This is a genomic window from Acinetobacter sp. 102, assembly GCF_037028485.1.
GTDB lineage: Bacteria > Pseudomonadota > Gammaproteobacteria > Pseudomonadales > Moraxellaceae > Acinetobacter > Acinetobacter higginsii.
In genome coordinates this window covers 12,938-25,035 of sequence record NZ_JAZEZK010000028.1, presented here as the reverse complement: position 1 = coordinate 25,035, position 12,098 = coordinate 12,938, and the positions used below count along the sequence as shown (strand labels likewise).

The following is a 12,098-nucleotide window of genomic DNA, read 5'->3' as shown; positions in this document are numbered from 1 at the left end:
AACCTGCCGCAGCAGGTTTTTTTATTGGTGTCTAATTAATCAAATAGACGATCAAAGAACGATTTTTTCTTTGGAGAGGCAGCATGTCCATCACCATCAAAAGACGCTTGTAATTCTTTCAATAATTCGCGCTGACGACTGTTTAAATTCACAGGTGTTTCAACCACAATACGGCAGAGTAAATCACCGACCATACTGCTACGTACAGGACGAACACCCTTAGCACGCAAGCGGAATAATTTACCGGTTTGTGTACCTTCTGGAATTTTTAAGCTGACACGACCATCAAGCGTCGGGATTTCAATTTCTTTACCTAAAGCTGCATCTGCAATGCTGACAGGTACATCCATATAAAGATCTGCGCCATCACGTTGGAAGATTTCGTGTTCACGAACCACGACTTCAACGTATAAATCGCCAGCTTGACCATCACGAATCGCTTCACCTTTACCAGTTAAGCGTACGCGATCACCATTGTCCACACCTGCTGGAATAGTAACTTCAAGGGTTTGCTGACGATCTGCAACACCTGAACCATGACAGCTATTACATGGATTCTTGATGATTTTACCTTGACCACGACAGGTGCTACAGGTTTGCTGAACGGAGAAGAAACCTTGTTGCATGCGCACTTGACCCGCACCATGACAGGTACGACAAGTTTCTACATCGTTTGGATTTTTTGATCCTTTTCCATCACAGGTTTCACATGGCGCTGGCGCAGTGAAGGTAATGGTTTTTTTCACGCCTTTTACAGCTTCTTCTAGTGTGAGTTCCATGACATAACGAAGGTCTGAACCACGGCGTTGACGTTGTTGACGGCCACCGCCACCAAACGCACCACCAAAGATATCGCCAAACTGACTAAAAATATCTTCTGCACTAAAGCCGCCGAAACCGCCACCTGCACCACCAAAGCCACCTTCAAAAGCACTATGTCCAGCACGATCATACATGCTGCGCTTTTCTTCATCAGAAAGGACTTCATAGGCTTCTGCAGCTTCTTTGAACTTTTCTTCTGCTTCAGCGTTGTCAGGGTTACGGTCTGGATGATACTTCATCGCCAACTTACGATAGGCTTTTTTGATCTCATCATCACTTGCGGTTTTCGAAACGCCTAAAACCTCATAATAATCACGTTTAGCCATGGTTGGCGATGCTCCTCACGGAATTTATTTAAATCTAAAAAAACAAATAGGCTCTGCCGACTTTCAAAATAAAAAGTCAACAGAGCCTTAATAGGGACTGTACGATAAATTTACAAGGGTTATTGCAATAAAAAAGCGATAATTTTAGAAAACGGCTTTATTCTTGAAGTACTTCGCAATACCTTTCAACCAAGCATTCAATAAAAATAACCATGCAATTGAACTAAATACCACACCTGCGACCGTCATTGCAGTCACCCAGAGTGCACTATCCCAAGCAAAAAAGAACAGTGGAATAAACCATAACGCTGCAAAGAAAGCCATCAGTACAAACAACATCACATTACGCATAATCCAGAGCGCATGCGCATGTATCCATACTTCGGCATTATCCACAATCGCAACTTTTCGTGCTAATAGGTACGCAAATACAGCAAACACTATCGTAAATAATGCAAGAAACATGAACACATAAGAAATCGCCACATAGCGGCGATGCTGCTCAATACCGTCTTGCCCCATGCTCTCTATCACCTCATTCACAGCATTATGCAAAATTTGTCATGCTATGAAATTCAATTATTTTTTGGTCTTAAAATATAGGTGCTACTATATTGAAATTTTCAATCTTTCGCACCTTTATTCACAAAATAATTACGATAGTTGTGTTGTTTTCTTCACCTTAAACCATGCCGCATACAGTGCAGGCAGGAAAAATAAGGTTAATAAGGTGGCAACAATCAAGCCACCCATGATCGCAACCGCCATCGGACCAAAGAAAATACTGCGTGATAAAGGGATCATCGCCAGCACCGCCGCCAGTGCGGTCAACACAATTGGACGGAAACGACGCATGGTTGCACCAATCACTGCATCCCAAGGTGTATGCCCCGCATCAATATCTTGCTCAATCTGATCAATCAGAATCAGCGAGTTACGCATAATCATCCCAGACAGGGCAATGGTGCCAAGCATCGCCACAAAACCGAAGGGTTTATTGAATAACAGTAGGAACGCAACGACACCAATCAAACCCAATGGTGCTGTCAGTAACACAATGGTTGCCCGTGACATGCTACGCAGCTGGATCATCAATAAGGTCATCACCACAGCCAAGAACAATGGCATACCTGCATTCACCGAATTTTGCCCCTTAGCCGATTCCTCAACCGTACCCCCTACTTCCAGTAGATAACCACTTGGTAGATCTGCGCGTAAGCTCTGCATCTGATCAGCCAGCTGTTGCACCACAGTTGCAGGTTGTAAGTGTGTGCGGATATCGGCACGAACGGTAATGGTAGGTAAACGATTACGATGCCAAATTAAACCTTCTTCAAAGCGGGATTCAATATTGGCAATTTGCGCCAACGGAACTGTTGTCCCTTTACTGGTTGGCACCGCCAAACTTGCTAAAGATGCGACTTCAACACGTTCAGATTTATCACCACGTAACCGAATTTCAATCAATTCACGTTTTTCGCGATATTGATTCATGACCGCACCCGTTACAGAAGCATTCAGGAAATTGGCTAAATCCACACTGGAAACGCCCATTTGACGTGCGCGATCTTGGTCAATTTCGATTGCAATGATTTTACTCGGTTCGCCCCAATCCAAATGCACATTGGTGGTATTTGGATCTTCGCTCAGGACTTTGGCCACTTTCTGTGCCCATTGACGTACTGTGCCGAGGTCTTCACCCGATACACGATACTGCAATGGATAACCCACAGGTGGACCATTTTCCAATAACGATACCCTTGTGCGCACTTGAGGCAATAACTGCTTAATCTGCTTGTCTAAAGAGCGACGGATTTCATCCCGATCATCAAGGGAGGAAGCCAACACAACGAATTGAGCAAAACTGGCTTGCGGTAATTGTTGATCTAGCGGTAAGTAGAAACGCGGTGAACCTGTTCCCACATAGGCCACATAGTTATCAATGCCCTTTTGCTTGGACAGGAACTGCTCCACCTTGTGTACCGCCTGTTCAGTTGCGGTCAGTGACGCCCCTTCTTCAAGTTTTAAATCCACCAGAATTTCTGCACGATTCGATGGCGGGAAGAATTGTTGCGGCACTAACTTAAACATCGCCACCGACAACACAAAGATGCCTACCGTCACCGCAATCACGGTTTTACGATAGGTAATACAGATTTCAACCACACGACCGAAGGCCTGATAAAACTTAGATTGGTATGGATCGTGATGCTGACCATGTGCTTCTACCACAGGTGCAGGTTGCTTACGCAGTCGCGCCCATAAACGTAGGTACCATGCCGCCTGCTGATTCTGTTTGCTAAAATCGGGTAATAGCTTTTCACCTAAATAAGGCACAAACAACACTGCTGCGATCCATGACACAATCAGCGCAATAGTCACCACTTGGAAAATAGAACGGGTGTATTCACCTGTTCCTGATTGAGCGGTCGCAATCGGCAAAAAGCCTGCTGCGGTAATCAAGGTTCCCGTCAACATTGGAAAGGCTGTGGTTTGCCACGCAAAACCTGCCGCTTTCAATCTGCTATAGCCCTGCTCCATTTTAATCGCCATCATTTCAACGGCGATAATCGCATCATCGACCAGCAACCCTAAAGCCAGAATCAATGCCCCCAAGGAAATCTTATGCAGTCCCACATCAAATAGATTCATACCTGCAAAAGTCATTGCCAATACCAGTGGAATAGACAGCGCCACCACCAAACCGGTACGGAAACCCAGCGAGAAGAAGCTCACCAATAATACGATGATCACGGCTTCGGCCAAGACTTTTAAAAACTCTTGAATACTGCGTTGTACCGCCACAGGCTGATCAGAAACTTTTTGCAGTTTCATCCCCAAAGGTAAGGTTTTTTGTAGACGATTGAATTCAGTTTCCAGATTTTTACCCAGCGCAATGATGTCGCCACCTTTACGCATCGAAACCGAAATACCAATACCATTTTCGCCCATAAAACGCATACGTGGCTGGGCAGGTTCACTAAAGCCTCGATAGACCTCAGCCACATCACCCAGTTGAATGGTTTTATCACCGACCAACAACGGCATTTTTTTCAGGTCTTCGACACTATGCAAATGCCCACTGACACGAATTTGAATACGGTCTGTACCGGTTTCAAAGAACCCCGCACCGGCCATGTCATTTTGTTTTTGAATGGCTTCCTGAATGGCTGTGACAGGGACACCCAGTTGTACCGCTTTGGTATTTGATAATTCAATCCAGATTTTTTGATCTTGCAGACCCACCAGATTGACCTTGTTGACATCTTTGACCCGTTGCAACTGCAGCTGCAGGCGGTCGGCATATTCTTTCATTACCGCATAGTCAAAGTCTTTGCCTGTCAGTACATAGATATTGCCGAAAGTGTCCCCAAACTCATCATTGAAAAAGGGTCCTTGTACACCGCTCGGCAACTGCGAACGGATGTCGTTGACCTTCTTACGCACGTTATACCAAACATCAGGAATAGCGCTGGATGGCAAACTGTCTTTCGCCACAAAGGTCACCAAAGACTCACCTGGCCGTGAATAGGCCATGATGCGGTCATACTGCCCCGTGGTCATCAATTCCTTTTCGATTCGGTCCGTCACCAGAGTCGACACTTCTTTCGCCGTTGCCCCAGGCCAATAAGTCTGTACCACCATCACCTTAAAGGTAAACGGCGGATCTTCACTTTGCGAAAGTTTGGAATAAGACATGATGCCGACGATGCCGAGCAACAGCATAAAATAAAGGATAATCCCTTTATTTTTGAGTGCCCATTCTGAAAGGTTAAATTTCATGTTTAACCTCCCGCTTTTACAGTGACTTCACGATTATCACAATCAACTGGATGAATTTTTTGCTGGTCACGCAGTAAATGTACACCACCGACCACAACCCAATCCGTTGCTTTTAAACCTGACACAACTGGCACACTATCTCGACCATAAGTGCCTAAAGTCACAGGGACTTTACGAATGCTTTGATTGGCATTCACCACCCAAACATAGGCTTGTTGATCATTGGCGGTCACACTGGATAGCGGTACACTCAACACGTTATTTTCATTTGCGACAAAGAATACTCGTGCACTCTGCCCGAGTTGAATCGTCGACTGCCCTTCAAGTAAAGAAACTTTCACAGTAAAGGTTCGAGATTGGTCAGCCGCAGGTGAAACTTCGCGGACTTTGGCTGCAAAACGCGCATCTGGTTGCGACCATAAAGTGACCCATACCGGTTGCCCGACCTTGATAGTACTGACTGCCTGTTCTGGTACACCAAATACCACTTCACGTTCACCATCAATCGCCAACTGATAAACAGCTTGCCCTGCTGCAATCACCTGTCCAATCTCAATTTGACGTTGGGTAATCACCCCATTTTTATTGGAAACTAACTGGTTATAGCCTGTTTGATTAGATGACACCTCATAGTTTGAACGGGCTTGTTGCAGGCTTGCTTGTGCAGATTCATATTGATTCTTCACTGCATCAAATTGCGAACGGCTCACTGCATTGACTGGTAAAAGTTGCTGATAACGCTGATATTCTTCAGCCGCAATCTTTGCTGCTGCCTGTGCGCTGTCTAATTGGGCCTTGGCTGCATTCATCTGCAATTGCGCATCTTTAACATCCAATTTCGCCAGTACCTGTCCCACTTTGACCCGATCACCAACATCAACATAACGTTCGGTAATCTGTCCCCCGACACGGAAGGCCAAAGCAGTTTGCTGTCTCGCCTGCACATCCCCTGCATAGCTTTTTTGATCGACATGATTACTGCTCGGTTGCGTCACCATGACATAGGGAATTTCCTCAGTCTTTGGCACCTCTTTTTGACATGCGCTGAGGAGTACACTACTGACAATGAGTAACCCCAATATGATACGATTGATCTGATTCATCTCTTTGCGCTCTTATTCAAATTGATTTTTAAGGCGTGATATGAGCATTATCATAGATTGTTTATTTTTTAATTAATATGCCCATGAGTACACTAATTAAAAATTAAAGCTAGAATTTTGATTTTTAAATTAATTAAAAGAGAACGGTAACGTGCAAATCAATAGTGGTCGCCCTAAAGATTTAGAAAAAAGAGCCAAGATTTTACAGGCTGCAAAATCTATATTTTTAAAAATGGGCTATCACGCCACCAATATGAATCAGATTGCCAAAGAAGCAGGTGTGACCAAACTCACGGTGTATAACCACTTCCAAGATAAGGGCAATCTGTTTATCTGCGCGATTGAAGAAAGCTGTGAAGAATCAATTCGAACCAAACAGATTGAACTGACCGCAGACGCTGATTTTAAACAGGCATTGGTGCTCATGTGTCAGCGTGCATTAAGTATTATTTATCTGCCTGAAGCACTGAAATTAGATTGTCTGCTATTTGAATTAGCCGCAGAACAAAGTCCCTTAACCAAGCAATTTTTTGATGCATCACATACCCGCATGTGCAATGTCTGGTGTGATTTTTTTGAACAGGCCATCGCCTTTAAATTTATTCAGGCAGATGCGCCACTCAAGCAAACGGAGCTGATCATCTCGCTGATGTTGGGTATCCGTCATCAACAAGTGTTACTGGGTTTAGCCCCTGTGCCCAGCGCAACTGAAATCAATCAGATGATTGAACAGGCAATCGAAATTTTTATGCTTAAATATCAACCAATAATTTAGAGAATATTCACATTTTTTTACGTTCTGCTCTTGGAATGTCTCTCAATCGCGCTATAGTCGAGTGAGAACAACAGGAGAATTAGAATGATTCAGCAAATCACTGCTCCACTACGTGAAGATGTCCGCTTACTCGGCAATTTACTTGGAGAGACCTTAAAGCAACATGCTGGGCAAGATTTGTTTAATCAGATTGAGCAAATTCGCGCATTAGCCAAAGGTGCACGTGACGGCCAGATCGAAGCAGAAAAACAGCTCGAACAATTGTTTCTCGGTTTAAAAGATGAAGAGATTTTGCCGCTGACCCGCGCATTCTCACATTTTCTCAATTTCGCCAATATTGCTGAACAATATCATGTGGTGCGTAGCCGTCGTCAGGCCGAGTTCGATGAACAAGCCCCAAGCCCAAACCCGCTGCCACATTTATTCGAAAAATTCAAAACCCAACAAATCAATGCACAGCAATTATTCCAACAGATCTGTGATTTAAAAATTGAATTGGTGCTGACTGCACATCCAACCGAGGTCAGCCGCCGTACCCTGATTCAAAAATATGATGATATTACCGACTGTCTTTCACAGTTAGATCAACAAAAACTGACACCAAGAGAACGCCAACAGACCATCGCGACACTGAAGCAATTGGTCAGCTCAGCATGGCAAACCGATGAGATTCGTCAACATCGCCCAACTCCTGTCGATGAAGCCAAATGGGGCTTTGCCACCATCGAGCAGTCGCTCTGGAATGCAGTACCGAAATTCGTACGTGAACTGAATGAACTCACGCAGCAGCATTGTGAGCATGCCTTACCTTTGAGCATTGCACCGATCCGTTTTGCGTCATGGATGGGCGGTGACCGCGATGGCAATCCGAATGTCACCCATCAAGTCACCCAAGAAGTGTTGTGGCTATCACGTTGGCAAGCTGCTGATTTATATTTGCGTGATATTGAAAATCTGCGTTGGGAACTGTCGATTCAAAGCTGCTCTGAGGAACTGACCCAAGCATTGGGCTATGAACACCCTGAACCCTATCGTGAATATCTACGAGACACCCGTGAACGTTTAAAAGCCACCCGTTATTGGTTGGGGCAACGCTTACAAGGTGCTGAAGCCGATGACAGCAATATCATCAAAGATAAAGATGAACTATTAGCGCCACTGCTCCTCTGCTATCGCTCGTTGATTGACAGTAACTTAGCCGAAATCGCCAATGGACAATTGCTGGATTTCATTTATCGGGTCAACTGTTTCGGCATTGAACTGCTCAAGCTGGATATTCGTCAAGAATCGGGCCGTCACCGTCAGGCCATTTCTGCGATTACCGAATATCTAGGTCTAGGCAATTTTGAATCGTGGACCGAACAGGCTCGTCAAAACTTCCTAATTCAAGAGCTGCAAAGCAAACGTCCATTATTACCAAAGTTCTTCAATGAACCTGAAGGCAGCCTGATTCAACACCCTGATGTACTTGAAGTATTTGCGACCATGCGTACTTTGGCAGAACAGCCGCCCGAGAGCTTGGGTGCCTATATCATTTCGATGGCAGAATATCCAAGTGATGTGCTCGCAGTTTTATTGCTGCAAAAGGAAGCTGGGATTCAACATCCGCTACGCGTGGTGCCGCTGTTTGAAACCTTGAAAGATCTGGATGGTGCAGCCAAAACCATGACGACCTTGTTCAATATGCATTGGTATAAACAGCATATTCAGGGCAAACATGAGGTGATGATTGGCTATTCAGATTCTGCCAAAGATGCAGGCTTTATGTCCGCCAACTGGGCACAATATCGCGCTCAAGAGGAATTGACTGCTATTGCCAAACAGCATGGTGTGCAATTGACCTTATTCCATGGTCGTGGTGGTTCAATCAGCCGTGGTGGTGCACCAACACAACAAGCCCTGTTCTCGCAGCCACCAGGTTCAATTTCAGGTGCGATTCGAGTCACTGAACAAGGTGAGATGATTCGCTTCAAATTCGGTTTAGAAGGTATTGCGCTGCAAAATCTGGAAATCTATACCGCTGCAACTTTAGAAGCGACCTTGCTACCACCACCTGAACCGAAAAAACAATGGCGTGACTTGATGAATCAAATGACCGATTTATCCGTCAAAGTCTATCGTCAAACGGTGCGTGAAAATCCAAATTTTGTCAGCTACCTACGGACGGTTACACCAGAACTGGAACTGCAAATGCTGCCATTGGGTTCACGCCCAGCCAAACGTAAAGTCAGTGGTGGTATTGAATCACTGCGTGCCATTCCATGGGTGTTTGCATGGACCCAAATCCGTTTGATGCTGCCTGCTTGGTTGGGTACAGGTACGGCGATTAATCAGGTGCATGAACAGCATAAAAACACCTTGAATGAGATGTTGGAACAATGGCCTTATTTCCAGACCCTGATTGATATGTTGGAAATGGTATTGTCTAAATCTGATGCCGATATTGCCCTGTACTATGAGTCACATCTGACCCAAGATCAGGACTTAAAGGTGCTTGGCGTGGAATTACGCCAGCGTCTGCAAAATGCGGTGGATACCCTGCTGAGTTTAAAGGGTGAATCTAAACTGCTCAGCAACAATGAGGTTTTAGATCAATCCATGCAGGTGCGTAAACCGTATTTATTGCCACTGCATTTATTACAAGCTGAGTTGATGAAACGTCGCCGTTTATATCTGGCTGAACACCAAACCGAACACAGCCCTGTCGATCATGCCTTAATGGTCAGTATTGCGGGGATTGCCGCAGGTCTGCGTAATACAGGTTAAGCACTAAACTCGACTTTGCCATCAATAGGAACTCTGCCTATTGATGGCAAGACTGGCAAAATATGCCATCTAAATTTTAAAAAGAGAAAAAATTCAAAAAATATTTTGAAAATAAAAGAGTTAACTTTTCAAAGCATCAGCACAAAAATAAATAATAAAACCGCTAGCTTATTTTGAAACAAATTTTACCAAAAGGTAAAAATACAAACCCGTAATGCCTGTTCTGGCAATATTCTCAATGGCTTATAGGTGAAAGCTCGTTTTAAGACAGGGTATCATACGCGCTGATATCACATAATGAGTCTAATTTATGTCAAGTTGGTTTCCAAAATGGCAGCCGTATCAGGGGAAGATCGATCATCGCCCTGTTGCGACAAATGAATATTTACCGCCCTTACAAAGTGCGGTGCTCGGGGTTCAACACGCATTTGCAATGTTTGGTGCAACGGTTCTTGCACCCTTATTAATGGGTTTTAGCCCAAACCTTGCCATCTTAATGTCAGGGATTTGTACCATTATTTTCTTCCTGATCACTGGTGGACGCGTACCAAGTTATTTAGGTTCAAGTTTTGCCTTTATCGGTGTAGTTGCTGCGGCAACAGGACATATCACGGGCTCTGGGGCCAATCCTAACCTTTCGGTTGCACTTGGCGGGATCGTCGCCTGTGGTATTTTTTATGCCTTGATCGGTTTTGTGGTCATGCTCACAGGTACACGCTGGATCGAAAAACTAATGCCACCCGTCGTCACCGGCGCGATCGTGATGATCATTGGTCTCAACCTTGCACCTGTCACCATTAAAGGGGTTGCCGGTCAACCGTTTGAGATGTGGATGGCTCTCATCACTGTACTGAGTATGGGCATCATTGCGGTCTTTACCAAAGGGCTATTACAGCGTTTATTGTTACTCGTTGGCCTACTGATTGCCTATGCGCTTTATGCCATTGCAACCAATGTTTTAGGCTATGGCAAACCGATTGATTTCTCCCAAATCGCTGCGGCACCATGGTTCGGTATTCCAAGCTTTTCACATCCAACTTTTGATTTAAATGCGATTCTGATCATTGCACCAGTTGCACTGATTTTAGTGGCAGAGAACTTAGGTCATATCAAAGCGGTGGGAGCAATGACAGGTGAAAACCTGACTCCGCAATTGGGCAAAGCTTTTGTTGCCGATGGTTTAGCCACCACGTTATCAGGTAGTGTTGGTGCACCGGGTATGACCACTTATGGTGAAAACATCGGGGTAATGGCAGTGACCCGCGTGTATTCCACCATTGTGTTTGTGATCGCAGGTGTGTTTGCTATTTTCTTGGGTCTTTCACCTAAGTTTGGTGCAGTGATTAGTACCATTCCAACCGCAGTTTTGACAGGTGCTTCGATTGTAGTGTTTGGCTTGATTACCATTGCCGGTGCAAAAATCTGGATCGAAAACAAAGTCGATTTCTCTAATAATAAAAATCTGATCATTGCCTCTGTCACCATTATTTTAGGTGCAGGCAACTTTGAATTGTTATTTGGTAGCTTTAATTTAGGTGGTATTGGAACCGCAACTTTTGCTGCGATTTTCCTGAACCTGTTATTCAGTTTAAAAGATAAAAACTAAAACATTGAAGGCAGCGTAAGCTGCCTTTTTTATTTTGGGAAAGATGCCACGACTAGATAATGCCACCATTGGCTCTAATCACCTGTGCATTGATCCAGTTACTGGCATCACTCACGGCAAAATCAAGCACCGCAGCAATATCTTCCACTGTGCCTAAACGTTCTAACGGGGCTGCTTTGGCCAACTGTGCAATCAATGCCTCACTCTTACCCTCAAAAAATAGCTCCGTCGCTGTTGGCCCAGGTGCAATTGCATTGACGGTAATATTTTTGCCTCTTAACTCCTTGGCAAGGATTGCGGTCAAAGCTTCGATGGCTGCTTTAGAAGCGGTATAAATGCCATACCCTTCCAGCTTCATACCAATCACGCTACTAGAGAGATTGATAATTTTCCCACCCTGTTCAAGTCGTTTCGCCGCCTCTCGCATACTATATAAGCTGCCTTTTAAATTAATCGCTAAAACCTTTTCAATGGTTTCATCATCTAAAGCTTCAATTTTTTGCAAGCACATGATGCCCGCATTATTAATCAGAATATCCACTCGCCCGTAGTGTTGAATGACATATTCAAATAGTTGCTTAACCTGATGCGACTGGCTGATATCTGCTTTAAAGGCACTTGCTGTCCCACCCGCAGCTTTAATTTTTTCGACCAACTGATTCGCTTCTAAATCATTGCGTGCATAATTAATCACGATTTGATGGCCTTGCTGTGCCAATAAAGCCGCGGTAAAAGCACCAATACCTCGGGATGCGCCTGTAATCAAAATCACTTTTTTATCATTTGCTGGCGTATTCATTTTTAACCTCGTCCAACTCAACTTATCACGGAATACGATCTATGATACTGTTCAGTGAGAACAAGATAATCCATCAAATTTCGGCTTCTTTATACGGATAGGCCGAACAAAAGAATCA

Annotated in this window: 8 protein-coding genes; 3 read left to right on the top strand and 5 right to left on the bottom strand. The window is 44.5% G+C overall.

The genetic code is table 11. The features are described from left to right. Window positions 1-35 precede the first annotated feature (35 nt). From dnaJ to WA352_RS19930, 4 genes are all read right to left on the bottom strand, one after another. Entirely contained in the window at window positions 36-1,148 is a 1,113-nt protein-coding gene (gene dnaJ, locus WA352_RS19945; protein ID WP_004803417.1) for a molecular chaperone DnaJ, read from the bottom strand. A gap of 144 nt (window positions 1,149-1,292) precedes the next feature. Beyond that, a complete protein-coding gene (locus WA352_RS19940) occupies window positions 1,293-1,670 on the bottom strand; it encodes a hypothetical protein (RefSeq protein ID WP_004803416.1) in 378 nt (125 codons plus the stop codon). Between the two features lie 132 nt (window positions 1,671-1,802). Then, complete coding sequence (locus tag WA352_RS19935; RefSeq protein WP_005186167.1) at window positions 1,803-4,931, bottom strand: efflux RND transporter permease subunit; 3,129 nt, start codon at window positions 4,929-4,931, stop codon at window positions 1,803-1,805. A 2-nt stretch (window positions 4,932-4,933) separates the two neighbouring features. After that, on the bottom strand, window positions 4,934-6,034 hold the full coding sequence (locus WA352_RS19930; protein WP_005317122.1) for an efflux RND transporter periplasmic adaptor subunit: 1,101 nt from the start codon (window positions 6,032-6,034) through the stop codon (window positions 4,934-4,936). 151 nt (window positions 6,035-6,185) lie between these two features. Here WA352_RS19930 and WA352_RS19925 point away from each other — a divergent pair, with 151 nt between their 5' ends. From WA352_RS19925 to WA352_RS19915, 3 genes are all read left to right on the top strand, one after another. Next, window positions 6,186-6,809, top strand: a complete 624-nt coding sequence (locus WA352_RS19925) for a TetR/AcrR family transcriptional regulator (RefSeq protein ID WP_336143729.1) — start codon at window positions 6,186-6,188, stop codon at window positions 6,807-6,809. Window positions 6,810-6,893: 84 nt separating this feature from the next. Further along, entirely contained in the window at window positions 6,894-9,575 is a 2,682-nt protein-coding gene (gene ppc / locus WA352_RS19920) for a phosphoenolpyruvate carboxylase (protein WP_005317115.1), read from the top strand. A 310-nt stretch (window positions 9,576-9,885) separates the two neighbouring features. Further along, complete coding sequence (locus tag WA352_RS19915; protein WP_005317098.1) at window positions 9,886-11,181, top strand: solute carrier family 23 protein; 1,296 nt, start codon at window positions 9,886-9,888, stop codon at window positions 11,179-11,181. A 52-nt stretch (window positions 11,182-11,233) separates the two neighbouring features. Here WA352_RS19915 and WA352_RS19910 read toward each other — a convergent pair whose 3' ends face one another. Beyond that, window positions 11,234-11,980: an SDR family oxidoreductase gene (locus WA352_RS19910; RefSeq protein WP_005317095.1), complete on the bottom strand. Its 747-nt coding sequence runs from the start codon at window positions 11,978-11,980 to the stop codon at window positions 11,234-11,236. Window positions 11,981-12,098 lie beyond the last annotated feature (118 nt).

What these genes read in the sequence shown, in the direction of transcription:
- dnaJ (WP_004803417.1), bottom strand. Translation starts at nt 1,148, where the DNA reads ATGGCTAAACGTGATTATTATGAGGTTTTAGGCGTTTCGAAAACCGCA.
- WA352_RS19940 (WP_004803416.1), bottom strand. Translation starts at nt 1,670, where the DNA reads ATGGGGCAAGACGGTATTGAGCAGCATCGCCGCTATGTGGCGATTTCT.
- WA352_RS19935 (WP_005186167.1), bottom strand. Translation starts at nt 4,931, where the DNA reads ATGAAATTTAACCTTTCAGAATGGGCACTCAAAAATAAAGGGATTATC.
- WA352_RS19930 (WP_005317122.1), bottom strand. Translation starts at nt 6,034, where the DNA reads ATGAATCAGATCAATCGTATCATATTGGGGTTACTCATTGTCAGTAGT.
- ppc (WP_005317115.1), top strand. Translation starts at nt 6,894, where the DNA reads ATGATTCAGCAAATCACTGCTCCACTACGTGAAGATGTCCGCTTACTC.
- WA352_RS19915 (WP_005317098.1), top strand. Translation starts at nt 9,886, where the DNA reads ATGTCAAGTTGGTTTCCAAAATGGCAGCCGTATCAGGGGAAGATCGAT.
- WA352_RS19910 (WP_005317095.1), bottom strand. Translation starts at nt 11,980, where the DNA reads ATGAATACGCCAGCAAATGATAAAAAAGTGATTTTGATTACAGGCGCA.